The organism is Streptomyces rishiriensis (genome assembly GCF_030815485.1).
In the GTDB taxonomy this organism is placed as follows: Bacteria; Actinomycetota; Actinomycetes; order Streptomycetales; family Streptomycetaceae; genus Streptomyces; species Streptomyces rishiriensis_A.
This window is the reverse complement of sequence record NZ_JAUSWV010000002.1, coordinates 7,459,849-7,482,178: the sequence shown is the minus strand read 5'-3', so window position 1 is coordinate 7,482,178 and position 22,330 is coordinate 7,459,849. Positions and strand designations below refer to the sequence as shown.

At 73.0% G+C, this 22,330-nt stretch carries 26 protein-coding genes; 14 read left to right on the top strand and 12 right to left on the bottom strand.

What is annotated here, in order from left to right; all coding sequences use genetic code 11:
* Window positions 1–231: 231 nt before the first annotated feature.
* Together QF030_RS35700 and QF030_RS35695 are read left to right on the top strand one after the other, a co-directional pair.
* A complete protein-coding gene (locus QF030_RS35700) occupies window positions 232–855 on the top strand; it encodes a LysE/ArgO family amino acid transporter (RefSeq protein WP_307166691.1) in 624 nt (207 codons plus the stop codon).
* A gap of 107 nt (window positions 856–962) precedes the next feature.
* Window positions 963–1,412, top strand: coding sequence for a nitroreductase family deazaflavin-dependent oxidoreductase (locus tag QF030_RS35695; RefSeq protein WP_307166690.1), 450 nt, complete (start codon window positions 963–965; stop codon window positions 1,410–1,412).
* A gap of 158 nt (window positions 1,413–1,570) precedes the next feature.
* Here QF030_RS35695 and QF030_RS35690 read toward each other — a convergent pair whose 3' ends face one another.
* The gene (locus tag QF030_RS35690; RefSeq protein WP_307166689.1) at window positions 1,571–2,638 is read right to left on the bottom strand and encodes a cation diffusion facilitator family transporter; all 1,068 of its coding nucleotides are present in this window, start codon (window positions 2,636–2,638) and stop codon (window positions 1,571–1,573) included.
* A 124-nt stretch (window positions 2,639–2,762) separates the two neighbouring features.
* On the opposite strand from QF030_RS35690, the gene QF030_RS35685 reads away from it, so the two are divergent.
* Together QF030_RS35685 and QF030_RS35680 are read left to right on the top strand one after the other, a co-directional pair.
* On the top strand, window positions 2,763–3,782 hold the full coding sequence (locus QF030_RS35685; RefSeq protein WP_307166688.1) for a glutathione S-transferase family protein: 1,020 nt from the start codon (window positions 2,763–2,765) through the stop codon (window positions 3,780–3,782).
* Between the two features lie 43 nt (window positions 3,783–3,825).
* Complete coding sequence (locus QF030_RS35680; RefSeq protein WP_307166687.1) at window positions 3,826–4,122, top strand: DUF4235 domain-containing protein; 297 nt, start codon at window positions 3,826–3,828, stop codon at window positions 4,120–4,122.
* Between the two features lie 157 nt (window positions 4,123–4,279).
* Here the strand turns inward: QF030_RS35680 and QF030_RS35675 are convergent, their stop codons facing one another.
* Together QF030_RS35675 and QF030_RS35670 are read right to left on the bottom strand one after the other, a co-directional pair.
* Window positions 4,280–4,672 carry a VOC family protein gene (locus QF030_RS35675; RefSeq protein WP_307166686.1) on the bottom strand — a complete coding sequence of 131 codons (393 nt, stop codon included), beginning with the start codon at window positions 4,670–4,672 and terminating at the stop codon, window positions 4,280–4,282.
* A gap of 72 nt (window positions 4,673–4,744) precedes the next feature.
* Window positions 4,745–5,209 carry a pyridoxamine 5'-phosphate oxidase family protein gene (locus QF030_RS35670; protein ID WP_307166685.1) on the bottom strand — a complete coding sequence of 155 codons (465 nt, stop codon included), beginning with the start codon at window positions 5,207–5,209 and terminating at the stop codon, window positions 4,745–4,747.
* Window positions 5,210–5,339: 130 nt separating this feature from the next.
* Between QF030_RS35670 and QF030_RS35665 the strand changes: the two genes are divergently transcribed.
* Both QF030_RS35665 and QF030_RS35660 read left to right on the top strand, forming a co-directional pair.
* The gene (locus QF030_RS35665) at window positions 5,340–5,702 is read left to right on the top strand and encodes a DUF1304 domain-containing protein (protein WP_307166684.1); all 363 of its coding nucleotides are present in this window, start codon (window positions 5,340–5,342) and stop codon (window positions 5,700–5,702) included.
* Window positions 5,699–6,262 (top strand): TetR/AcrR family transcriptional regulator, encoded by a 564-nt coding sequence (locus QF030_RS35660; RefSeq protein ID WP_307166683.1) that lies wholly within the window; start codon window positions 5,699–5,701, stop codon window positions 6,260–6,262. Before QF030_RS35665 ends, QF030_RS35660 begins: the two co-directional genes overlap by 4 nt.
* Window positions 6,263–6,269: 7 nt before the next feature.
* On the opposite strand, the gene QF030_RS35655 is transcribed toward QF030_RS35660, so the two are convergent.
* Window positions 6,270–7,124, bottom strand: a complete 855-nt coding sequence (locus tag QF030_RS35655; RefSeq protein WP_307166682.1) for a hypothetical protein — start codon at window positions 7,122–7,124, stop codon at window positions 6,270–6,272.
* Between the two features lie 74 nt (window positions 7,125–7,198).
* Window positions 7,199–8,155, bottom strand: a complete 957-nt coding sequence (locus tag QF030_RS35650) for a GlxA family transcriptional regulator (RefSeq protein WP_307166681.1) — start codon at window positions 8,153–8,155, stop codon at window positions 7,199–7,201.
* A gap of 71 nt (window positions 8,156–8,226) precedes the next feature.
* Here QF030_RS35650 and QF030_RS35645 point away from each other — a divergent pair, with 71 nt between their 5' ends.
* Window positions 8,227–9,177, top strand: a complete 951-nt coding sequence (locus QF030_RS35645; protein WP_307166680.1) for an NADP-dependent oxidoreductase — start codon at window positions 8,227–8,229, stop codon at window positions 9,175–9,177.
* Window positions 9,178–9,184: 7 nt separating this feature from the next.
* Here QF030_RS35645 and QF030_RS35640 read toward each other — a convergent pair whose 3' ends face one another.
* Both QF030_RS35640 and QF030_RS35635 read right to left on the bottom strand, forming a co-directional pair.
* Entirely contained in the window at window positions 9,185–10,291 is a 1,107-nt protein-coding gene (locus tag QF030_RS35640; RefSeq protein ID WP_307166679.1) for an NAD(P)-dependent alcohol dehydrogenase, read from the bottom strand.
* 30 nt (window positions 10,292–10,321) lie between these two features.
* The gene (locus QF030_RS35635; protein WP_307166678.1) at window positions 10,322–11,776 is read right to left on the bottom strand and encodes an aldehyde dehydrogenase family protein; all 1,455 of its coding nucleotides are present in this window, start codon (window positions 11,774–11,776) and stop codon (window positions 10,322–10,324) included.
* Between the two features lie 104 nt (window positions 11,777–11,880).
* Between QF030_RS35635 and QF030_RS35630 the strand changes: the two genes are divergently transcribed.
* Together QF030_RS35630 and QF030_RS35625 are read left to right on the top strand one after the other, a co-directional pair.
* Window positions 11,881–12,345, top strand: coding sequence for a MarR family winged helix-turn-helix transcriptional regulator (locus QF030_RS35630; protein ID WP_373428853.1), 465 nt, complete (start codon window positions 11,881–11,883; stop codon window positions 12,343–12,345).
* Window positions 12,346–12,560: 215 nt separating this feature from the next.
* Window positions 12,561–12,941, top strand: a complete 381-nt coding sequence (locus QF030_RS35625) for an anti-sigma factor antagonist (protein WP_307166677.1) — start codon at window positions 12,561–12,563, stop codon at window positions 12,939–12,941.
* A gap of 129 nt (window positions 12,942–13,070) precedes the next feature.
* Here the strand turns inward: QF030_RS35625 and QF030_RS35620 are convergent, their stop codons facing one another.
* Window positions 13,071–14,024, bottom strand: coding sequence for a ribose-phosphate diphosphokinase (locus QF030_RS35620; RefSeq protein WP_307166676.1), 954 nt, complete (start codon window positions 14,022–14,024; stop codon window positions 13,071–13,073).
* A 426-nt stretch (window positions 14,025–14,450) separates the two neighbouring features.
* On the opposite strand from QF030_RS35620, the gene QF030_RS35615 reads away from it, so the two are divergent.
* Both QF030_RS35615 and QF030_RS35610 read left to right on the top strand, forming a co-directional pair.
* Entirely contained in the window at window positions 14,451–15,131 is a 681-nt protein-coding gene (locus QF030_RS35615; protein ID WP_307166675.1) for a DUF4230 domain-containing protein, read from the top strand.
* 569 nt (window positions 15,132–15,700) lie between these two features.
* Window positions 15,701–16,177: a VanZ family protein gene (locus tag QF030_RS35610; protein ID WP_307167807.1), complete on the top strand. Its 477-nt coding sequence runs from the start codon at window positions 15,701–15,703 to the stop codon at window positions 16,175–16,177.
* Between the two features lie 6 nt (window positions 16,178–16,183).
* Here QF030_RS35610 and QF030_RS35605 read toward each other — a convergent pair whose 3' ends face one another.
* Window positions 16,184–16,420 carry a hypothetical protein gene (locus QF030_RS35605; protein WP_307166674.1) on the bottom strand — a complete coding sequence of 79 codons (237 nt, stop codon included), beginning with the start codon at window positions 16,418–16,420 and terminating at the stop codon, window positions 16,184–16,186.
* 96 nt (window positions 16,421–16,516) lie between these two features.
* Here QF030_RS35605 and QF030_RS35600 point away from each other — a divergent pair, with 96 nt between their 5' ends.
* The 3 genes from QF030_RS35600 to QF030_RS35590 all read left to right on the top strand — a co-directional run bounded on the left by QF030_RS35600 (window position 16,517) and on the right by QF030_RS35590 (window position 19,729).
* A complete protein-coding gene (locus QF030_RS35600) occupies window positions 16,517–17,557 on the top strand; it encodes a PHP domain-containing protein (RefSeq protein WP_307166673.1) in 1,041 nt (346 codons plus the stop codon).
* A gap of 36 nt (window positions 17,558–17,593) precedes the next feature.
* Window positions 17,594–18,250: an HAD family hydrolase gene (locus QF030_RS35595; protein ID WP_307166672.1), complete on the top strand. Its 657-nt coding sequence runs from the start codon at window positions 17,594–17,596 to the stop codon at window positions 18,248–18,250.
* A gap of 450 nt (window positions 18,251–18,700) precedes the next feature.
* Complete coding sequence (locus QF030_RS35590; RefSeq protein WP_307166671.1) at window positions 18,701–19,729, top strand: SDR family oxidoreductase; 1,029 nt, start codon at window positions 18,701–18,703, stop codon at window positions 19,727–19,729.
* A 162-nt stretch (window positions 19,730–19,891) separates the two neighbouring features.
* Here the strand turns inward: QF030_RS35590 and QF030_RS35585 are convergent, their stop codons facing one another.
* From QF030_RS35585 to QF030_RS35575, 3 genes are all read right to left on the bottom strand, one after another.
* Window positions 19,892–20,173: a hypothetical protein gene (locus QF030_RS35585; protein ID WP_307166670.1), complete on the bottom strand. Its 282-nt coding sequence runs from the start codon at window positions 20,171–20,173 to the stop codon at window positions 19,892–19,894.
* 196 nt (window positions 20,174–20,369) lie between these two features.
* Complete coding sequence (locus tag QF030_RS35580) at window positions 20,370–21,662, bottom strand: ROK family transcriptional regulator (RefSeq protein WP_307166669.1); 1,293 nt, start codon at window positions 21,660–21,662, stop codon at window positions 20,370–20,372.
* A 92-nt stretch (window positions 21,663–21,754) separates the two neighbouring features.
* A complete protein-coding gene (locus QF030_RS35575) occupies window positions 21,755–22,228 on the bottom strand; it encodes a hypothetical protein (RefSeq protein WP_307166668.1) in 474 nt (157 codons plus the stop codon).
* Between the last annotated feature and the right edge of the window lie 102 nt (window positions 22,229–22,330).

Genomic DNA, 22,330 nt, shown 5'->3' with positions numbered 1-22,330 from the left:
CGCGGTTCGTCGGTCCGATCGGCCAAGGGGCGGTTCGGCGGGAACCATTCGCCCCGAAGCGGCGCTCCCGGGACGGCGACGGGAAAACCGGTTGCCCTCGTCCGGTCCTCACCCGCAGGATCCGGCCATGTCCACATTCGACGCCCTCCTGCCGCTGACGCCCGCCACCGTGATCGCGGCGCGTGGCCGGCAGCAGCCCGGCCGTCCCCGGAGGCCCGATACCGCGCGACCGTGACGGCCGCGCTCGTCGCGGGCCTGGTCGCGGGCTACGGCATCGCCGTACCCGTCGGCGCGGTCGCGACCTACCTCGTCTCCCTCACCGCCCGCACCTCCCTGCGCACCGGCGTGTGCGCGGCGCTCGGCGTCGCCCTCGCGGACAGCCTCTACGCCCTGGTCGCCACCGTCGGGGGCTCCGCCGTCGCCGCCGTGCTGCGGCCGGTGCTGACGCCGTTGCGCTGGGCGTCGGCGCTGGTCCTGCTGACGCTGGCGGTACGCGGCGCGGTGACGGCCGTACGCCATGATCGGGCCCGGCGGCTCAGCACCCGGTCCGCGCCTCCTCCGCCGAGCCCGGCCCGGGCCTGTCTGAGCCTGTTCGGCATCACCCTCCTCAACCCGACGACCGTGATCTATTTCGCCGCCCTGGTTCTCGGCAGCGGCACCACCGGATCCGTAGGGCCGCTGGAGCAGGGAGTCTTCGTGCTGGCGGCCTTCCTCGCGTCCGCGAGCTGGCAGGTCTCGCTCGCCGGTGGCGGCGCCCTGCTGGGCCGTGTGCTGACCGGGCACCGGGGGCGGCTGGTGACGGCGCTCGTCTCGAGCGCGGTGATGACGGTGCTGGCCGTGCGGATGGTGACCTAGGCAGTCCCGGCGCGGATGAATCTCGCGGCCACCGGTGTTGAACCGGGTTGCGAGTCGGACGTACGTGACGCGGACGACGCGGCACGATGAAGAAGGGGACGGATGCCATGCCTCTCGAGGGCGAATACGAAGCCAGCCCGACGCAGTGGGTGCGCGAACAGGTGGAGCGGTACGAGCGCTCCGGCGGCACGGAGGCGACGACGCTGCTGGACACGGGACTGCCCGTCATCCTGCTGACCACTCGGGGCGCGAAGACCGGGAAACTTCGCAAGACGCCTTTGATGCGGGTCGAACACGACGGCCGGTACGCCCTGGTCGCGTCGCTGGGCGGAGCGCCCAAACACCCGGTCTGGTACCACAACGTCAAGGCCGACAACCGGGTGGAGCTCCAGGACGGGCCCCTGAAACAGGACATGACGGCCCGTGAGGTCACCGGCGCGGAGAAGGCCGAGTGGTGGGAGCGCGCCGTCGCCGCGTATCCGTCGTACGCGGACTACCAGAAGAAGACGGACCGGGAGATCCCGGTGTTCGTCGTCGAACCGGTCGACGGCAGCTGAGACGGCCTGCGCCCGGGCACGGAAGACGTGCCTCCGGGGATCGCCGAGAGGTGTTCCCCGGAGGCCGCGCGAGCCGTCCTCGAGGACGGCTCGGGGTTCTCGTAGAAAAATCTGTCGCAGATACCGCATGACGGCGCCCCTCACCGGGCACCCGACAGTCAGGCCCCGCCGCGTTCCCCCGTCGCGGCGGGGCTTTCCCCTGCCTCGCGCGCGCCGCGGTCGGTCACATCGAGGAAGATCTGGTCCGCCTCGGGCACGGTCGCCGCGATCGAGCGCTTGATGCGCACGGCGATCTCCTCGACCCGCTCGCTGTCCAGACCCGGCATGAGGTCGACGCGGGCGGCCACCAGGGCAGCGTCGAGGCCCATCTGCATCGTGAACAGCGCTTCCACGCTGTCGATCTCGGGCTGGGCGTCGAGCAGCGCGCGGATCCGCGCCCCCGTTTCCGGGTCGGCGGCCTCGCCGATGAGCTGGTCGCGGGCTTCGCGCCCGAGCCGGTAGGCGACGTAGACGAGCAGTGCGCCGATCGCCAGTGAGGCGGAGGCCTCCCACACGACCTGACCGGTCACCATGTGCAGGACCATGCCGATCGCGGCCAGGGTGACGCCGAGCACGGCGGTGCCGTCCTCGGCCACGACCGTGCGCAGGGCCGGGTCCCGCAGGCCCGCGACACCGCCGCCCTGCTTGCGCACCTGGTGCAGGGCCCGCAGCAGTGAGGCGCCCTCGGCGACGAGGGCGACGCCGAGCACGACCAGGCCCGCCACATAGCCGCTGAGCTTCTCGTCCACGCCCGATCGCAGGGCCTCGACGCCCTGGAAGAAGGAGAAGCAGCCGCCCATGACGAAGATCCCCACGGCGGCCAGCAGCGACCAGAAGAAGCGCTCCTTGCCGTAGCCGAAAGGGTGCCGTGCGTCGGCCGGACGCCGGCTGCGGCGCAGCGCGGCGAGGAGGAAGACCTCGTTGAGACTGTCGGCCACGGAGTGCGCCGCCTCCGACAGCAGCGCGGGGGATCCCGCGAACAGACCGCCCACGGCCTTGGCGACGGCGATCAGCAGGTTGGCGGCGAGAGCCACCAGGATGGTGACGCGGGTCCTGCGGTCGGCGTTCGACGAGGCGGAGCGGTCCCCGCTCCCTCGCGCCTTCTCCTCGACCGCCTGTGCGGTGTTCGTCTCGGCGTTCCGTTCGGTGGCCTGCGCGGTGTGGCGCTCTGGCGGTGTCCCTGTCACCTTCAGCCGACTGCCCGGGCCGGTCGGGCTCATACCGTGCCGTCGGCGGAAATCGGGGAACGCGTTCAGGGACACGCACGAGAACGGGACACGCACGGGAACGGCGACACCAGCGGGAGGAACCATGAGCGACGGGGGCGGCGGCAACAGCGCGTACGGCCACAAGGCGTTCCACCGGTCCAAGAGCCGATTCACCGACCGGATCACCGCGGACGGCCGGGAGGGCCGACCGGTGACGGCGGGCCGTTACCGCCTGGTGGTCAGCCGTGCCTGCCCGTGGGCGAGCCGGGCGGTGATCTCCCGGCGCCTCCTCGGTCTGGAGGACGCGCTGTCGATGGCGATCGCCGACCCGATCCAGGACGACCGCAGCTGGCGCTTCACCCTCGACCCGGACGGTCGCGACCCGGTCCTCGGCATCCGCTACCTCTCCGAGGCGTACGACCGCCGCGAACGCGGCCACGAGGGCGGCGTCAGCGTGCCGGCGATCGTGGACGTGCCCAGCGGCGAGCTGGTGACCAACGACTACCAGCAGCTCACCCTGGATCTCGCCACCGAGTGGACGGCCCTGCACCGCCCCGGCGCCCCCGAGCTCTACCCCGAGCGGCTGCGCGACGAGATCGACTCGGTCATGGCCGACGTGTACGAGGACGTCAACAACGGGGTGTACCGGGCGGGTTTCGCCCGTGAGCAGGGCGAGTACGAGCAGGCGTGCGCGGGTGTGTTCCGGCGGCTGGAGCTCCTGGCCTCCCGGCTGGCACAGCGGCGCTACCTGGTGGGCGACACGATCACGGAGGCGGACATCCGGCTGTTCACGACGCTGGTGCGTTTCGACGCCGTGTATCACGGTCACTTCAAGTGCAACCGCTGGAAGCTGACGGAGAATCCGGTTCTGTGGGCGTACGCCCGGGATCTCTTCCAGACGCCCGGCTTCGGCGACACCGTCGACTTCGACCACATCAAGCGCCACTACTACCAGGTGCACACCGGCATCAACCCGACCCGCATCGTCCCCCTCGGCCCGGACCCGGCCGGCTGGCACGCCCCCCACCACCGCGAGGAACTCGGCGGCCGTCCGTTCGGCGCCGGGACCCCGCCCGGTCCGGTCCGTGCCGCCGAGGAGGTTCCGGCGCGGGGACGACCCTGAGACCCCTCATCCACGCAGCACCGGAAGAAGGAGTGAGAGACACGTGGCCAAGAAGAGGAAGCTCCCCCTTGCCTACAAGCCCGTCGGATTCGTGCTCGGCTGGGCGAGCGGCGCCCTGGCGGGAGTCGCGTTCCGCAAGGCGTGGAAGGCGATTCGACACGAGGACGACGCTCCGGACGCCCTGGACCGGGACCGCGGCTGGGGCGAGATCCTGCTGGCCGCGGCGGTCCAGGGCGCGATCTTCGCGGCTGTCCGCAGCGCCGCCGACCGCACCGGCGCCAAGGCGATCGAACGGTCCACGGGCGTGTGGCCGTCCCAGGACAAGGGGGGCCGGGACTGAGCGGCCCGCCCGGCGCCGGTCACGGTCGGCGGTGACCTCGCGGCGGCCCGGCGGCGGCCCCACGGCCTCGCGGGGCCGCGGGGCCGCCGTCGGCTTCCACGGCCCGGTCCGGCCCGGCGACGTCCTGGCAGGGGCCGGGCCGCTCCCGTACCCGGCTTCAGCCCTGCTTCGGCGCCGTGGAGGGTTCGAGGCGGATGGTGAAGGAGTGGCCGGACGGGTCGGAGTAGCCGCGCTCCTCGTGCGGTCCGGGCGCGCCCTTGGTCTCCAGGGGGCGGCCGCCCAGACCCACGACCCTGCGTTCCACCTCGTCCAGGTCGTCGACGAGGAAGTCCAGGTGGGCCTGAAAGGAGTTCTCGGGGCGGGGCCAGCTCGGCGGGGTCGCGTTCACGTCGCGCCGGAAGGCCAGCCGGGTCCCGTCGGCGCCCCGGATCTCCACGCGGTTGGCGGACGCGACGATCTCCTCGGCGTCCAGCAGCCCTTTGTAGAACTCGGCGAGCTTCTCGGGCTCGGCACAGTCGAGCACCACGACGCCCGCTTTCACCAATGCCATGTCGTCGTCTCCTCCGCGAGATCCGGACGGGGCGGGCGCGTCCCGCCCCCGGACCTTGCGGATACCCCGGTTTCAGTCGGCCACCAGCCACGCCCCGTCCCGCATCAGTTCCCGCCCCTGGATCTCGTTGGCCGCCCGCCAGGCCTGGATCCGGCCGGGGAGGACGCGGAAGTACAGGTAGGGCGCGGCCAGTTCGCGCGGGTCGAAGCCGGTCTTGCCCGCGAAGATCTCGGCGTCCTCCTCCGGCAGTTCGACCGGCGGCACGGCCACGACGGTGCCCTCGATCATGACGACGTCCTGGGTCGGGCCGACGGCGATGCGCGCGACGCCGGTGGCCAGCAGGTTGCGGCCGGTGGGGCTGGTGGCGGGCGTGGCGAAGAGCAGGGTGGCGCCGTCCCAGACGAAGGAGAGGGGGACCAGATGGGGGGCCGCACCGCTCTCGGCCGCGGTGGCGACCCACGCGTCGACGTCGTGTTCCAACCGGTGGAGGGTGTCGCGTCTGCGCTGCTCGGCGGGGCGTGCGGGTGCTGGCGTCATGGTCTCAGTGTGGCTGCCGCCGTCCGCTTCGCACGAGGAGTCGCGCCGGAGGGCGGTACCGCCGGGGGCTGGACTTCTTGGACAGGTGTCCCGTTATAGTGGACACCTGTCCAAGAAGTTGAGGGAGACCGTGGAGATCCTGGCTGACGTTCTGGTCGTTCTGGTGGCCGCGCTGCATCTGTACATCCTGGTGCTGGAGATGTTCCTGTGGCAGAAGAAGCCGGGGATGTCGTTCCACGGCCTGGACGCGGAGATGGCGCGGCGGACCGCCGCGCTGGCCGCCAACCAGGGGCTCTACAACGGCTTTCTCGCGGCGGGCCTGGTGTGGGGGCTGATCGCGGCCGACCCGACCGGCTTCCGGGCGCAGGTGTTCTTCCTGTCCTGTGTGGTCGTGGCCGGCGTGTACGGAGCGGCCACGGCGAACCGCCGGATCCTGGTCGCGCAGGCCCTGCCCGGCGCCCTCGCCCTGGCCGCCGTCCTGATCGCGCGGTGACCCGCGGCGAGCCCGAGGACCCGCGCGCGGCCCGCACCCGGGCGAGGCTGCGTTCCGCGCTGCTCGAGGAGTGCGCCGAGCGGCCGCTTGAGGAGGTCGGCGTCGCCGCGCTGGTGCGGCGGGCCGGGGTCGGCCGGGCCACTTTCTATGTGCACTATCCCGACCTGGAGGCGCTCGCGGTCGACGCCTGCGCGGACGTCGTGCGCGAGGCCGTGGAGGCACTGCACGCCTGGCGGGGGCGGCCCGACCCGGTGCGCGCGCCGGCCGCGCTGCCGGAGTTCTTCGGCTCGCTGACACCGCACGCCGCGCTGTACCGCGCCCTGCTGACGCCGGGCGGCGGCGGACCGCTCGGCCGGGTGCTGCACCGCGATCTGCGGGCGTACAGCCTGCGGGAGCGGGAGCGGGCGGGTGCGGCCGACGCGCCCCTGGTCGCCTCGGCCGTCGCCGCGACCTTCGCGGGGGTGCTGGCGGACTGGCTGCACGGCGACCTGCAGGGCACGCCCGGGGAGATCGCCGACCAGGTGTGGCAGCTGCTGGTCGCACTGCACGCGAGCCGCTGACCGGCGGTCACATGCACGCCACGGTGTCCTTCGCCAGCGGCCAGGCCTCGACTCCCCCGGAGGTGCGGACGTATGCCGTCGAGGCGTCCTCGGTCAGCCACAACCGCCAGTCGCCGTAGCGGTAGCCCGTGTCGTGGGCGTCGGCCGGCAGGGCGGCGTCGCCGTCGTACGGCGAGGTCAGCAGCTCCTCCTCGATCACGCCGTCGGGGTCGCGGACGTACTGGCGCATGTCCTCGCCCCGGCCCGTTGCCAGGAAGTGCGCCGTCCGCCAGTCGCAGTGCTCGGCACCGGGGTAGCTGCTCAGGATCGTGGTCGCGACCCGCTCACCGTGCCGGTCGGTCCAGATCTCCTGGTCGCCGGAGTCGGTGACGCTCGCGGGAAGTTCGGCCGGATCGCAGGAGGCGGCCGTCTCCGGACCCCAGCCCGGCCGGTCCTCCTGGTCCCGGGCGACGACGACGGCGACCTTCGTGCGGCCGTCCACGTCGTACGAGAACAGCACCCGGTCCGCCTCCTCGCGCTCCACCCGGAAACCGGAGCGCGGGCCCGCCGGCTCGAACAGGTCGAAGTGGAGCCGCAGCCCCTCCTGCGGCGAGTCACCGCCGTCCCGGGCGCTCCAGCCGTCCGGCCCGCTGCCCCAGAAGATCTCTCCGTCGCACTCCAGCGCGCGGCCCGCGGCGCCGGACGCGCTGCGCAGGGCCTCGGGCGTGCTCTCGTCCAGCTCCTTCGTGGCGATGTCCAGCGGACCGGCGTACGGCGTCGCCGGTGGTGTTCCTTCGACGACGACGTCCTCCTCGTCCCCGGCTCCGCATCCGACGGCCGCCAGTACCACCAGCAGCCCCGACGCCACCCATCGTGCGCGCATGCCCGTCCCCGTTCCCCGCTGCCCCGGCCGCCCTGTCGCGCCCGCTCCTGTGACGCGGCGGCGGTCCGGAACGTTCAGCGGGCCGTCTGGAACGTCCTGCGGTACGCCTGGGGGGAGACCCCGATGGCCGCGTGCAGGTGCTGGCGCAGCGAGGCGCCGGTGGCGAAGCCGACCCGGCCGGCGATCTGGTCGACGGAGAGGTCGCTGGCCTCCAGCAGGTGCCGGGCGTGCACCACGCGCTGCTGGATCAGCCAGCGGCCGGGGCTGATGCCCACCTCGTCGTGGAAGCGGCGGGCGAACGTGCGCGGGCTCATCCGGGCGTGCGCGGCGAGGTCGGCGAGGGCGAGGGGCTCGTCCAGGCGCCCCAGGGCCCAGGCACGGGTGGCCGCCGTGCTCGCCGCGCCGGTCTCGGGAACCGGCTGTTCGATGTACTGCGCCTGGCCGCCGTCACGGAACGGCGGGACCACGCAGCGGCGGGCCACCTTGTTGGCGAGTTCGCTGCCGTGGTCCTTACGGACGAGATGCAGGCAGATGTCGACCCCGGAGGCGGCGCCGGCCGAGGTCAGCACACGGCCGTCGTCCACGAAGAGGACGTCCGGGTCGAGGTCGACCCGCGGGTACATCCGGCTGAACGCCTCGGCGACCTGCCAGTGGGTGGTGGCCCGGCGGCCGTCGAGCAGACCGGCGGCGGCGAGGACGAACGCGGCCGTGCAGATGGAGACGAGGCGCGCCTCGGGGCGGATCAGGGAGAGCGCGTCGGCGACCCCGTCCGGCAGCTCGGCGGCGATCCGGTCGGAGGCCACCGGGGCGACGACGACCGTGTCGGCCGTGGCCAGCACCTCGGGACCGTGCTGCACGCCGATCGTGAAGTCGGCGTTGGTCTGCACCGGTCGGCCGTCGACCGAGCAGGTCAGGGTCTCGTAGTGACCGTCGGCCGCGCCGAGGATCCGGCTGGGGATGCCGAGTTCGAAGGGGTAGACGCCGTCGAGGGCGAGGACGACCACCCGGTGCTTGCGTTGCTGTGCCTGCATGGCACGATCTTATCGAAGGTTGGCAATCTTGCCATTTCCCGGTGGGGCGCGGCCCGGCAGGCTGGTTCACCATGAGCACTGTGAACACCATGCGCGTCATCGGCCAGAGCGTCCTCGGCGGTCCCGAGGTCCTGAAGGAGACAGAGGTGGAGCGGCCCGCGCCGCGTCCGAACGAGGTACTGGTCCGGGTGCGCGCCGCCGGCGTCAACCCGACCGACTGGAAGCACCGCGCGACCGGCGGGTTCCTGGGCGAGCCGCCCTTCGTCCTGGGCTGGGACCTCTCCGGGACCGTCGAGGCGGTCGGCATCGGCGTGGCGGCCTTCGCGCCCGGCGACGAGGTCTTCGGCATGCTGCCCTACCCCTACGGCCACGGCTCGCACGCCGAGTACGCCATCGCCCCGGTCCGCGCCCTGTGGCACAAGCCGGCCGCGATCGACCACGTCCAGGCGGCCGCGCTGCCGCTGGTCTCGCTGACCGCCTGGCAGGCCCTGGTGGAGAACGCCGGCCTCGAAGCCGGGCAGCGGGTACTGATCCACGCGGCGGCGGGCGGCGTGGGCCATGTCGCCGTGCAGATCGCCAAGGCGCGCGGCGCGTATGTGATCGGTACGGCCAGTGCGGGCAAGCACGACTTCCTGCGGGAGCTGGGCGTCGACGAGGTGATCGACTACCGGGAGAGCGACGTCACCGAGGCCGTGAAGGACGTCGACGTGGTCCTGGACACGCTGGGCGGGGACACCTCCGTGCGGTCCCTGCGCGTGCTGCGGCCGGGCGGGATCGTGGTGTCCATCCTGCCGGTGGGCTCGGACGAGTTCTTCGCGGAGGCGGAGCGGCTCGGTGTCCGGGCGGTGCGGATGCTCGTGGACGCCGACCGGGCCGGGATGCGCACGATCGCCGAACTGGCCGCGTCCGGGAAGCTGAGCGCCACGATCGCCGGGACCTTCCCGTTGGCCGATGCCGCCGAGGCACACAGGCTCGGCGACACCGGCCGGACCACCGGGAAGCTGGTCCTGACGGTCGGCTGACGAGACGTCAGAAGACGAGCACGGGCTTGATGGTCCGGCCCTCGGTCATGTCCCGCACCGCCTGGTCGATGTCCGCGAACGGATAGGTGCCGATCAGGCGGTCCAGCGGGAGCCGTCCCTCCTTGACCAGCTCGACCAGGGCCGGGACGAAGGACTGCGTCTCACTGTCGCCGAGGGTCAGCCCCACGACCCGCTTGCCGCCCAGCAGCCCGTTGACGTCCAGGGCGACCTCGCTGCCGAACGGCGGCGCGCCCACCACGACGAGGGTGCCGCGGGCGGCGAGCGCGTCGACGCCCTGGCGCAGGACGGCCGTGTTGCCCGTGGTCTCCACGATGCCGTCGGCGCCCTGCCCGCCGGTGATCTCGGCGATCGCCTCGGCCGGCGTGGCCCCGCCCGCCGCGACGGTGTGGGTGGCGCCCAGCTCCTTGGCCAGCTGGAGGCGTTCGGCGACCCGGTCGACCGCGATGATCGTGGTGGCCGGGGTGAGGGCGGCCGCCATGACCGCCGACAGACCGACGGCTCCCGCACCGAGGACGACGACCGTGCTGCCGGTCGCCGGCTTCAGCACGTTCCAGACCGCGCCGACACCGGTCTGGACCCCGCAGCCCAGCGGGGCGATCGACGCCAGCGGCACGGCGGGGTCGACCTTGACGAGGCTGCGCTCGTCGACCAGGGCCCGCTCGGCGAAGGAGGACTGGCCGAAGAAGTGGCCGCCGAGCGGCTCGCCGTCCCGGCTGATGGTGCTGGTGCCGTCGGCGCGGCGGCCGCCGGTGAGGTTCAGCGGGAGCCAGGTGGCGCAGTAGGCGGGGTGGCCTCCGTGACAGTTGCGGCAGTCGCCGCAGGAGGTGAAGGACAGCACGACATGGTCGCCGGGCGCCACACCGGTGACGGCCGAGCCGACCGACTCCACGACGCCCGCGCCCTCGTGGCCGAGGACTCCGGGCAGCGGGAACGGCAGTCCGCCGCTCGCCGCACCGAGGTCGGTGTGGCACAGTCCGGCCGCCACCAGCCGGACGACCGCCTCGTGCGGGGCGGGGTCGTCGAGGACGACCTCGGACAGGGTGAAAGGGGCTCCGCCGGACTCGACGACGGCGGCGCGTGTGGTGATGGACATCGGTGGGACTCCCTGTGTTTCGCGGCGCGTTCAGTCGAGCGAGACGACGACGGACTTGACCCTGGTGTACCCGTGGAGCGCCTCGGGGCCGTACTCGCGGCCGAAGCCGGAGTCCTTGACCCCGCCGAACGGGACGGCCGGGTCGAGCATCGCCCAGTCGTTGACCCAGACGATGCCGGCCTGGAGACGGTCGGCGACACGGTGCGCGCGGGCCAGGTTGCCGGTCTGGACGCCCGAAGCCAGGCCGTATGGCGTGGAGTTGGCCAGCGCGACGGCCTCGTCCTCGTCGTCGAAGGGCTGGACGGTGAGGACCGGTCCGAAGATCTCCTCCTGGACGACCCGGGAGTCGTTCGCGAGGTCGGCGATCACGGTGGGCTTGTAGTAGTAGCCGCCGTCGAGGTCGAGCCGTTCACCGCCGCAGACGATGCGGGCACCCTCCTTGCGGGCCAGCTCGACATACTCCTCGACCTTGCGCAGGTGCTTCTCCCCGGCCATCGGGCCGACGACGGTCTCCGCCTGCCGGGGGTCGCCGACCGGCACCCCGGGGACCGCCTCGGCGAGGATGTTCAGCAGGGTGCCGTAGACCGGCCGGGCCACCAGCAGACGCGGGCCGCCCATGCAGAACTGGCCGGTGTTGAAGACGAAACCCTTGATGACCGCGCCGACCGCCCTCTCCAGGTCGGCGTCCTCGAAGACGAGGTGCGCCGCGTTGCCGCCGAGCTCCATGGTGACCGGCTTGAGGTGCTCGCCGGCGACGCTCGCGGCGTGCCGCCCGACCGCGGTGGAGCCGGTGAAGGCGATCTTGTCGACGCCGGGGTGCCGCAGCAGCGCCTCACCTGCGACCGGCCCTGCGCCGGTGACGACGTTGACCACCCCGTCGGGAACGCCGGCCCGCTGGAACAGGCCCGCCATGTACAGGGCGCTGAGCGGGGTCTCGTCGGCGGGCTTGTGGACGACCGTGTTGCCGGCCGCGAGCGCCGGGGCGATCTTCGAACCGGCCAGGATCAGCGGGAAGTTGAACGGCGTGATCGCGGCGACCACCCCCATCGGGCCCCGCTTGGTGTAGGCGAGGGCGCTCATCGGGGTGTCGCGCGTGGCGCCGTCCAGGGAGAAGGCGAGGGAGGCGAAGTACTCGTAGTCGTTGGCCGCGTTGGTGACGTCGACCGCGTGCGCCAGGGTGATCGGCTTGCCGACGTCCAGGCTCTCCAGCCGGGCGATCTCGTCGGCCTCCGCACGGATCAGCTCCGCCACCCGGAGCAGGACGCGACCGCGCTCGCGGCCGCTCGTTCCGGACCACGTACCGGCGTCGAAGGCCGCGCGCGCGGCCCGTACGGCGGCGTCGACGTCGGCGGCGCCCGCCTCCGCGACGGTGGTGACGACCGCGCCCCGGGACGGGTCGACCACCTCGGTCCGCGCCCCGTCCGCGGCCTCGCGCCACTGTCCCCCGATGAACAGTCGACCGGGGTCGATCTCGAAGGTGGTCATCACCACTCCTCAGCATCCTCGCCAAGATTTCAACAAACAGGATTCCTGTTGGTTCGCAGTCTCATTACAGCCAGGTTTCCTGTCAATGCTCTAGGCTCGGGCTCATGGTCGGCACCCAGACAACCAAGGCAGCGTCCGCACCTCAGCCCCACCGGGCGCCCCCGTCCCTGCTCTACATGGTGAAACAGGTGGAGCTGGTCGTGCGATCCCACCTGGACGAGCTGGTCAGGCCGTCGGGGATCACGGCCCTGCAGTACACGGCGCTCACCGTGCTGGAACGGCACGACGGCCTGTCCGCCGCCCAGCTGGCCCGGGACTCCTTCGTGACCGCCCAGTCCATCGCGGACCTGGTGCGCTCCCTGGAGACGCGCGGCCTGATCCGCCGCGAGCGCAATCCACGCAACCGCCGCGAGCTGCTGATCGCGCTCACCGCGGAGGGGCGCGAGCTGCTCGACCGGCACGCGGGGCCGGTGCGGGAGCTGGAGGAGCGCATGGTGCGGGAGCTCACCGCACACCAGACGGAGCAGTTGCGCACCGCGCTCTCCAAAGCCTGGCACGCGCTGTCGTAGCACTTCCGCACGCCCCCTCCACAGCACGGCGTACGCCCCTTCGCTCACGGCGCGAAAAAACTCCGACAGAGTCGGTTGCATTTCGAAGACATATGTCAATCGAACATGCTGGAATTCACTCGATCGGGGGTAGCTTGCTGGGGCGGGGAACTGCTGTCCGTTCCCCGGCCGTTGGAGGCTCCCGACCGGTGGAGCGGGTTGGAGGCGATGTCGTCGTGCTGGAGGAACCCGCGGCGGACACCCCGCATCTGCGCGTCCGCGAGGACCGGGGATACACGGTGCTGGAGTTCCGCGGCGAGATCGACATCGTCGCGGCGACGGAGATCGCCCCGCACCTCGACGACGCGACCGGCGGCCCGGCGCCCCGGATCGTGATCGACCTGAGCCGGATCGAGTTCTTCGACTGCTCCGGACTGCGCCTGCTGTACCGGGCACGCGGCCGCGTCCTCGCCCACGGCGGGCATCTGCACCTGGTCTGCACCCATCGGCTCACCCTGCGCATCCTGCGGGCCACCGGGCTGTACCGGCTGCTGCCGCCCGCCACGACCCTGGACGCGGCTCTGGAACAGCCCGAGTCCGCCTCCGGCACGTTATGACGGCGCTCGAGGCGCTCCTCCTCGTACCGCCTCCCGGCACCGCCTCCGGGTACCGCGGTCCCCCGTTCCGCACGCCCCCCGTCTCCGGTCTCCGGTCTCCCGTCCGGTCCTCGGTCCCCCGGTCCCGGCCTATGGGCCGCGCGCCGCGTCGAACAGGGCGCTGACGGACTCACCGTTGTGAATACGGCGCACGGCCTCCGCGAGGGCGGGCGCGATGGACAGGATCCGCAGCTTGTCGGTGTGCTCCTCGGCGGGCACCGGCACGGTGTTGGTGCACACGATCTCCAGCACGTCGGGCTGCTCACTGAGCCGCTTGAGGGCACCGGCCGCGAACAGGCCGTGCGTGCACGCCACCCGTATCGACCTCGGCTCCGACTCCCGCAGCCGGTCCAGTAGTTCCAGGACCGTGCTGCCCTTCGCGATCTCGTCGTCGAGGACGATGACGTCCCGGCCGGCCACCTCGCCGATCACGGCGCTGATACTGACCCGGTCGTCGGCGTACCGCTGTTTGGCCCCGGCCGCCACCTGGGCGCCGATCATCCGGGCGAAGGCGGCGGCCTCCTTGGCGTTGCCGAGGTCGGGCGAGACCACAGTGGTGCGGGTGAGGTCGTAGCGGCGGAAGTGGGCGGCCAGCTCCCGGTGGGCGTGCAGGTGGTCCACGGGCATCGAGAAGAAGCCGTGGACCTGGGGCGAGTGCAGGGTCATGGTGAGGAGGCGGTGGGCGCCGGCCGCCGCCATCAGGTCCGCGACCAGACGTCCGCCCAGCGAGATGCGGGGCGCGTCCTTCTTGTCGGAGCGGGCGTACGAGTAGTGCGGCATGACGACGGTGATCCGGCCCGCCGACGCCCCGCGGGCCGCGTCGCACATCAGCAGCAGCTCCACGAGGTGCTCCTGCACCGGCCGGACCAGAGGCTGGACCAGGAAGACGTCCCGCTCCCGGCAGTTCGCCTGGAGCTGGACCTCCAGGCAGTCGTTGGCGAACCTGCTGAGTCGGGTGGGGCTCAGGGGCACGCCGAGGTGGGCACAGACCTCGGCGGCCAGCTCGGGATGGGCACTGCCGCTGAACACGGAGATGTCTCGCACGATCGGCTCCTCGCTGATCATGTCCGGCTGGGGCGGGAGCTCTCATGCTACGGACCGGGTCCGTTTTGCCCACCCTCAGGAGTGCGCGGGAGTCCCGCCCGGTCACTCGACGTCACTCGCAGCCCCCCGGGCTCCCGGGAATGCGGTCGTCGCCCGCCGCCGGGTCCCGGACCGCTCGGAGCGGCCAACCGGGTGGACCGGCCACGACCGCGCCGGTCGCGGCGGCGGACGCGGTCGTCACGGCCGGCCGGCCACCCTACCGGCGGCCGGGGGCCGCCACCGGGCGTGCCGGGGCGACCTCGCGGCAGCCCCGGCACGCTCGCCCGGGCGGCCCGTCATCCGTGCCCGCACTGTCACAGGTTGCCAACAGCGCGGTCTGACAGGGCAATCGACGGGCATCCGCACAGGAGGAAGGAGGGCCGTCGTATGACGACCGACACCAAGCCCGAGAAGCCCGCCACACGCCTGCCCCGGCGCATGCCCGGCTGGGCCAAGGTGCTCACCGCCGTCGTGGTCGTACTCGTCGTGATGTTCGCCGGGATCCGGCTGAGCCTGCTGCCGGGACTGCGCGACTTCTTCGGGACCGAGACCCACGACCGCTCGGGCCCCGCCCTGCTGGAATCCATCCAGGACATGAGCCGTTACGACGCCGCCTCCGGCAACTTCCAGGTCGTCGTCGACCTGGAGAAGGACGCCAAGTACCTTCCCGACGCGATCCGCGGTACCCGCACCCTGTACGTCGGGGCGGGCACCGTGGACGCCTATGTCGACCTCGGCAAGGTCGGCGACCAGGACGTGACGGTCGACGACGACCGCACCTCGGCCACCCTCCGGCTGCCGCACGCCCTGCTGGGCAAACCGGCGCTCGACCCCGACCGCTCCTACGCGGTCTCCAAGCAGCGCGGGCTGTTCGACCGCCTCGGCGACCTCTTCTCGGACAATCCGAGCGGTGAGCAGGCCGTGCAGAAGCTGGCGGTCAAGCACATCGGCGAGGCGGCGAAGGAGAGCGAACTGATCGCGCGCGCCGAGACCAACACCACCGACATGCTCCAGGGGTTGCTGCACTCCCTCGGCTTCACGGAGGTGAAGGTGACCTACCACGCCTGACCGCCTTCCGGGGCGCCGTCCCGCCGCGCCGTCCGCCGAACCCGCCCGCCCGCGCCGCCGCGCCGAGCAGTGCCGTGCCGACCGGCAGCCGGGCCGCGTGGTCCCCGACGCGCCCGGACCGCGGACGGCGCGGCGGGAGCGCCCGGCCGGGCCGTGAGCAGGCACGGCAGGGCGACGGTCACGGCCGCCGAACCCCCACGGCCGGGCCGGCACGGTCGCCGGCGGCACCGACGCGGAAACGGGCCGCGGGCCGCGGCCGGGCGGACCGCATCCCTCGGACGTTCGGGGGTAATCGCCCTACCACTCAGGGAAGTTGCCGACTGGAGGACCGAATGGCCCGTGCAGCTCTACGTCCGCTCGCCGTGTTCCGCCCACGCGCCACCAGGACGGAGGAGCCCGCCCCTACGAGGAACGGGGCCGGGAAGACGGGGTGGAAGCGCGGTTTCTCCTTCCGGCCGCGCTCGAAATCCGGCCCTGCGTCAGACCCGCGGCCCGGCTCCGGGCCCCGCCCCGAGTCAGGCCGGAAGCGCCGTGCGGCCAAGAAGGCGGCACGCGCCGAGCGCCGGCCGCTGCCGCTGCCTCTCCGGCTGCTGGCGGTGCTCTGCGCCTTCGCGTTCATGGTGGCGTTCGCCGTCGTGCTCGCCCGGCTCACCCTGGAGCCGTCACCCGCGTCCGCGGCGCTGGTGCACTCCAACCTGCGTCCCGGCGACTCCCTGCGCGCCTATCTCGACCAGCCCGAACTGCGCGACGCGGTCAAGCAGATCGGCGGGAACATACTGCTCGGCGTGCCCTTCGGCGTCCTGGTGCCGGTGGTCGCGCCCCGGGCCCGCGGAGTGCTGCGCGTACTGCTGCTGACCGCGACCGTCATGCTGATGGTGGAGTTCGCCCAGGGGGCGGTGGTGACGGGACGCGCCTTCGACATCGACGACGTCATCCTCAACACCACGGGGGCCCTGATCGGCTACCTGCTCGTGGGCCGTCGGATGAGCCGTGCGGTGCACGCACGGGAACGGCACCTGCGCCGGGGCGCCCGAGAAGAGGTCTGACCGCCGTCAGCGCGGGGTCCAGGTGTACCGGTCCCCGCCCACCCATCGCACCACGTCGGGGTCGTCGAGGTCGTGCACCGTGATTCCGTACGCGGCGGCGATCTCGAGGACGTCGGTGACGTCCCTCGCCTCGCCGACCACCTCGGAATCGATTTCCACGATGCGGAACGGCGCGGGGCCCGGCTGCACCCCGAGCACCATGATCCGCGGGTGAGAGATACGGAGGCTCGCGATTTCGGTCATGACATAGAGGGTAAAGCGGAATCTGTCATGACGAATCATCCGATTTCCTGGTGCGTTCCGCGCCCCGGTAAGGAACTCTGGAGCCAGGAGGTGGCGATGGATCCCGTCGAAGCACTGGACCGGATCGCCTTCCTGCTGGAGCGGTCCCTGGCGCCCTCCTACCGGGTGAAGGCCTTCCGCACGGCGGCCCGGGTGCTGTCGCGACTGCCCGAGGCGGAGGTCCGCGAGCGCGCCGCGGCCGGGACCCTGGAGACGCTGAAGGGCGTCGGTCCGAAGACCGCCCAGGTGGCGCGCGAGGCGCTCGCCGGGGAGACGCCCTCCTATCTGCGCACGCTGGAGGACGAGGCGGGCAAGCCGCTCACCGACGGCGCCGGCGAACGGTTGCGGGAGCTGGTCCGCGGGGACTGCCATCTGCACTCCGACTGGTCGGACGGCGGCAGTCCCATCGAGGAGATGGGCCGGGCGGCGGCCGCGCTCGGCCACGAGTGGGCCGTGCTGACCGACCACTCACCCCGCCTGACGGTGGCCCGCGGGCTCTCCCCCGAGCGGCTGCGGCGGCAGCTGGACGTGGTCGAGGAGCTCAACGCGACCTGGGCGCCCTTCCGGCTGCTGACCGGCATCGAGTGCGACATCCTCGACGACGGGTCGCTGGACCAGGAACCGGAGCTGCTGGAGCGGCTGGACGTGGTGGTCGTGTCCGTGCACTCCAAGCTGCGTATGGACTCCCGTGCGATGACGCGCCGCATGGTGAACGCCGTACGCGACCCGCACGCCGACATCCTCGGCCACTGCACCGGGCGGCTGGTGACCGGGCGGGGAAGGCCGGAGTCGCAGTTCGACGCCGACGCGGTGTTCGCCGCGTGCGCCGAGTCCGGCACGGCCGTGGAGATCAACAGCCGGCCCGAGCGGCTGGATCCGCCGCGCCGGCTGCTGCGCCGGGCCGTGGAGGCGGGCGTGCTGTTCTCGGTCGACACCGACGCGCACGCGCCCGGCCAGCTGGACTGGCAGATCCTGGGCTGTGCGCGGGCCGAGGAGTGCGAGGTGCCGGAGGAACGGATCGTGACCACCTGGCCGATGGCGGACCTGCTGGCCTGGACGCGGGAAGGCCGGGTACCGGCGGGCGTGGCGGGTGCCTGAGGTGGTACCCGGGAGGCTCGAGAGAAAGGACCCCTGATGACGCGCGCTGCCGTGTTCGACGTCGACGGCACCCTGGTCGACACCAACCACCTGCACGTCACCGCCTGGTGGGAGGCTTTCCGGCAGGCGGGCCACCGGATCCCGATGCACGCGGTGCACCGGGCGGTCGGGCTGGGCTCCGACGATCTCATCGCCCACCTGCTCGGCGACGACCGGGACAAGGACGAGGACGCCGGGATCAGCGCCGCCCACAAGGCCCTCTACGGTCAGTACTTCGACCGGCTGCCGGCGCTGTCGGACGCCGGTCCGCTGCTGCGGAGACTGCACGACGACGGCTGGACGGTCGTGCTCGCCACCTCGGCGAGCGGGGCCGAGCTGTCCGCCCTGCGGCGCGCCATCGACGCCGACGACGTCATCGCCGCGACCGCGAGCTCGGACGACGTCGAGGAGGGCAAGCCCGCTCCGGAACCGGTGGAGCACGCCCTGGAGCTGGCCGGGGTGCCCGCCGAAAGGGCGGTGTTCGTCGGGGACACGGTGTGGGACATGCAGGCCGGCCGCCGGGCCGGGGTGCGCTGCGTGGGCGTCCTGTGCGGCGGCATCCCCCGCGCCGACCTGCTGGAGGCGGGCGCGGAAACGGTGTACGCCGACCCCGCCGACCTCCTGGCCTCCCTGCCGGACAGCCCGCTGGCCTGAGGGACGGTGGTCCGCGCGGGCCCCACGGACCGGGTGACACACATCACCGCGGGTGGCCAGGGGCCCGGGAACACCCATAGGAAGTTCTCCGTTGAACCATTCGTGGGTGTGGCTGGGACAGTGTCCCCGGGCCTCACCTTCTGCCCACAGGGACGATCGTCCGGCTGAAGCCCTGTGGAGCGTTCCGCCGAGAGGCGACCGCCATCCGCGCCCACACCCCTGAACCGCCCCGACCGTGATTCCCCCGTCCGGTCGGGGCTTCCTTTTGTCCGCACGCCGCGACCCGACGGCCGCGCCGCCCGCACAGGAGCACGTGCCTTCGAGCGCGCTGCGATCCGTAGCGTTCCGGAGTCGCCGGGGCCCTGGGCCGGCTCCGGCAGGGGCCCGCGTGCGCCGGGCGGGGCCGGGTACTCGGCGGGTTCCTGCGAGGACCGGCGAGAGGAGCCGAGGGTGAGCAGCGCAACGGGCAGCAACATCGTCGTCACCGGTGCCACCGGCAATGTCGGCACGAGCGTGGTGCGGCTTCTGTCGGAGGACCCGGACGTCGCCTCGGTACGGGGTCTGGCCCGGCGGATCCCGGACTGGACGCCGCGGAAGACCGAGTGGACGGCCGTCGACCTGGCCTCGGAACGGGCCGATCTCGCCGCGGTCTTCGCCGGCGCCGACGCGGTCGTGCATCTGGCGTGGGCGTTCCAGCCCACGCACGATCCGGCGGCGACCTGGCGTACGAACGTCCTGGGCGGCATCCGGGTCTTCGAGGCCGTGGCCGCCGCGCAGGTGCCCGTCCTGGTGCACGCGTCCTCGGTGGGCGCGTACTCGCCGGGACCGAAGGATCACGCGGTGGACGAGTCCTGGCCCACGCACGGCTGGCCGGACGCCGCCTACTGCCGGGAGAAGGCCTACCTGGAGCGGACCCTGGACACCTTCGAGCGCGACCACCCCCTGACCCGGGTCGTGCGGATGCGGCCCGCGTTCCTGTTCAAGCGGGAGTCGGCGAGCGAGCAGCGGCGGATCTTCGGCGGCCGGTTCCTGCCCGGTCCGGTCGCCCGCCCCGAACTGCTGCCCTTCCTGCCGGACATCCCGGGCCTGCGCGTGCAGGCGCTGCACACCGACGACGCGGCCGAGGCGTACCGGCTGGCCCTGCGCACCGAGGTGCGCGGCCCCTTCAACCTGGCCGCCGAGCCGGCCGTCGACGCGGAGCTGCTGGGCGAGATGTTCGACGCCCGTCCGGTGCGCCTGCCCCGGACCGCGGCCCGCTCGGCGATCGCCGCCGCCTGGGGCCTGCGCCTCCTCCCGGCCTCGCCGCACCTCTTCGACGCCGTCCTCAGGCTCCCCCTGATGGACTGCACCCGTGCCCGCGTCGAGCTGGGCTGGCATCCGCAGCACACGGCGCCGGAGGTCCTGGAGGAGTTCCTCCTCGGTCTGCGGGCCGGTGAGGGCGAGGCCACGAAGCCGATGCGGGGGCGCAAGGCGGGCTGAGCGACCGGCGCCCACCGGCGGCCGGGGAGTGCCGGTGGGCGCCGGACGGTCAAAGGGGGGCGTCAGAAGGTCAGCGGGGGGCGTCGGAAGGTCAAAGGGGGGCGTCGGAAGGTCAGGCGGTCACGGCGGGTCGCTCGCCCTCGTCGCGGCGTGAGGCGCTCCTCAGTCGGACGGCTCGTCGGGCAGAGGATGGTCGGACTGACCGCTGCCCGCGCTGGGCGCACCCTGCCGGCCGGTGCCCGCCTCGTCGGTGTCGGGAACGTCCGGAGCGTTCTCCACGTCCCCACCGGACTCGTCCGACCCGCCGGATCCGCCGGACCCGTCGGCTTGCTCGGGGCTGCCGATGTCCCAGGGGTCCTCTCCCCCGTCGGCCTGCTGGTCCGGCAGGTCACGCGGGATGGGCGTGCCGTTCTCGCCGGGGCTCTCGGGGCGCTGTACGGCCACGACGTCCTCCCTCCACCGTCGCACCGCGCCGGGCGCGGACGACTTTCCCGGGCGCCGATCGCCCGGGCGAGGAGGCGAGTACCTCCACGGCGAACACCGAAACGTGACGCGCGGGTCGGGAGCGCCGGCCCGGGGGGAGCGCCGGCCCCCGGGTGCAGGGGCGGGTCGGGGGCAGGGGCGGAACGGGGAGCGGGGGTCAGCGCGGGGCGCGTTCCTCCAGAACCGTGCGCCAGGCCGGAGCCGGACCGGCGGGGACGGGCTCGGGGCGTCGGCCGCCACGGGCGAAGAAGTCGGCGAGCGGGAGGATCGCCGCGCCGACGGTGACCGCGTCGGGGCCGAGCCGCCCGAGCTCGACGGTGACCTTCTGCGCGGGGTGGCGCAAGGCGTACGCGGTCGCGTGGTGGCGTACGGCGGGCAGGAAGCGCGCGCCGAGCTGCAGTCCGGCCCAGCCGCCGATGAGGATGCGCTCGGGCTGGAAGAGGTTGATCAGGTCGGAGAGCCCGGCGCCGAGGTACTCGGCCGTCTCCTCCAGCACCTCGAGCGCCACGGGGTCGGGGGCCTCCGTGCCGCCCTGGGGGTAGGCGGCGCTCAGCATCGCCGTCAGCGCGCTCTCCTCGTCGGCGCCCTCCGGCGGCCGGCCCCCCTGCTCCCGCCAGCGTTCCAGCAGCGCCTCGGCACCCGCGTACGCCTCGAGACAGCCGAGGGCGCCGCACCGGCAGCGGCGGCCCCGCACGCGCACGGTGAGGTGCCCCCACTCGACCGCCCGGCCGTGCTCCACCTCGGACGTGACGAGACAGGCGCCGACCCCCGAGCCGAAGAGGACGACGACCGCGTTGTGCGCCCCTCGACCGCCGCCGAACCACATCTCGGCCTGGCCGAGGGTCTTGGCGCCGTTGTCGATGAAGTACGGCACGCTCTCGGGGAGGAGGGAGCTCTCGCGCAGCAGCGCCTCCAGCGGGACGGCGTCCCAGCCGATCGTCTGGCCGTGCACCACGGCGCCCTGCTCCGGGGTGTGCTCGATGATGCCGGGGACGCCGATACCGACCCCGAGCAGCTGTTCCGGGGCGATGCCCGCGGCGCCCAGCACCTCGGCGACGCCGTCCCGGATGTGTCCGACGATCCCGTCGACCTCGTACCGCCGGTGTTCCAACGGCCTTTCCACCCGCGCGAGTTCGGTGAGCGTGAGGTCGAACAGCTCGATCCGCACCCGGGTCTCGCCGACGTCCACGCCGATCATGTGCCCGCTGGCGGGGACCACGCGCAGCAGGATGCGGGGGCGACCGCCGTCGGAGTCGACGCTGCCGGCCTCCTCGACCAGCCCGTCCGCGACCAGATCGGCCACGACGTTGCTGACCGAGCCGGAGCTCAGGCCGGTGGTCGGGCCGAGTTCGAAGCGGCTGAGGGGTCCGTCGAAGTAGAGCCGTTGCAGCACGGCCGTTCGGTTGGCCCGCCTCAGGTCGCGTACCGTGCGCCCGTTCCGCCCCGTCATGTCGCTCCCCTTTGCACCCTGCCCGACCTGCAACATACCCCTGCGGACGGGCCGCACGCGATATTCCTCCAACCCTTAGTTCACGATGTGAGCTAAGAGACGTCCACCGATTCGATCTCCTCCGGTGCCGCGAGGAGCTCCGGGTCGACCGCCTCGCGCAGCCGGCGGTCGCGCTCCGCGCCGTACGCCCGCGGGACCGTCTCGACGAGCATGATCAGGGAGAGGCAGGCGCGGTACGGGGCGAGACGCAAGCGGGCGGACGGGGCGAACACCGCGTGCCCTCCGGCCCCGCGACAGCCCTCCGGGAACGGCTCCTCCTTCTCGATGTCACCGAGGAGGGCCGGCGAGACGAAGTCCGCGCGCGGGCCGCCCCGGAACATGCGCTCGCCGTCGATGAGGCTCCCGATGCGGGGCGCTCCGCCGGTGTGGTGACCGCCGTCCGTCGGGCGGAGTTCCGCGACGGTGTGGTACGCGCCGCCGCCGAGCGGCCCCACGTGGGCCGGCCGGCCGGGCGGGATGCCCGCCGCCTCCAGGACACTCCGGGCACGCTCCCGGGAATCCGTCACCTTGCCCGCCCCCCTGCCGGTCCCCCGGCCGCGCAGACGTCCGCCACGTACCGGCCGTCCGCGATCCGCTCGTCGCGCCACGCCTCGGCGGCCGGGTCCGCG

Excerpts from the sequence above, each read along its gene's own strand:
- QF030_RS35695 (WP_307166690.1), top strand. The coding sequence starts at position 963 with ATGCCTCTCGAGGGCGAATACGAAGCCAGCCCGACGCAGTGGGTGCGC.
- QF030_RS35685 (WP_307166688.1), top strand. The coding sequence starts at position 2,763 with ATGAGCGACGGGGGCGGCGGCAACAGCGCGTACGGCCACAAGGCGTTC.
- QF030_RS35675 (WP_307166686.1), bottom strand. The coding sequence starts at position 4,672 with ATGGCATTGGTGAAAGCGGGCGTCGTGGTGCTCGACTGTGCCGAGCCC.
- QF030_RS35670 (WP_307166685.1), bottom strand. The coding sequence starts at position 5,209 with ATGACGCCAGCACCCGCACGCCCCGCCGAGCAGCGCAGACGCGACACC.
- QF030_RS35655 (WP_307166682.1), bottom strand. The coding sequence starts at position 7,124 with ATGCGCGCACGATGGGTGGCGTCGGGGCTGCTGGTGGTACTGGCGGCC.
- QF030_RS35650 (WP_307166681.1), bottom strand. The coding sequence starts at position 8,155 with ATGCAGGCACAGCAACGCAAGCACCGGGTGGTCGTCCTCGCCCTCGAC.
- QF030_RS35645 (WP_307166680.1), top strand. The coding sequence starts at position 8,227 with ATGAGCACTGTGAACACCATGCGCGTCATCGGCCAGAGCGTCCTCGGC.
- QF030_RS35640 (WP_307166679.1), bottom strand. The coding sequence starts at position 10,291 with ATGTCCATCACCACACGCGCCGCCGTCGTCGAGTCCGGCGGAGCCCCT.
- QF030_RS35635 (WP_307166678.1), bottom strand. The coding sequence starts at position 11,776 with ATGACCACCTTCGAGATCGACCCCGGTCGACTGTTCATCGGGGGACAG.
- QF030_RS35630 (WP_373428853.1), top strand. The coding sequence starts at position 11,881 with ATGGTCGGCACCCAGACAACCAAGGCAGCGTCCGCACCTCAGCCCCAC.
- QF030_RS35615 (WP_307166675.1), top strand. The coding sequence starts at position 14,451 with ATGACGACCGACACCAAGCCCGAGAAGCCCGCCACACGCCTGCCCCGG.
- QF030_RS35605 (WP_307166674.1), bottom strand. The coding sequence starts at position 16,420 with ATGACCGAAATCGCGAGCCTCCGTATCTCTCACCCGCGGATCATGGTG.
- QF030_RS35600 (WP_307166673.1), top strand. The coding sequence starts at position 16,517 with ATGGATCCCGTCGAAGCACTGGACCGGATCGCCTTCCTGCTGGAGCGG.
- QF030_RS35595 (WP_307166672.1), top strand. The coding sequence starts at position 17,594 with ATGACGCGCGCTGCCGTGTTCGACGTCGACGGCACCCTGGTCGACACC.
- QF030_RS35580 (WP_307166669.1), bottom strand. The coding sequence starts at position 21,662 with ATGACGGGGCGGAACGGGCGCACGGTACGCGACCTGAGGCGGGCCAAC.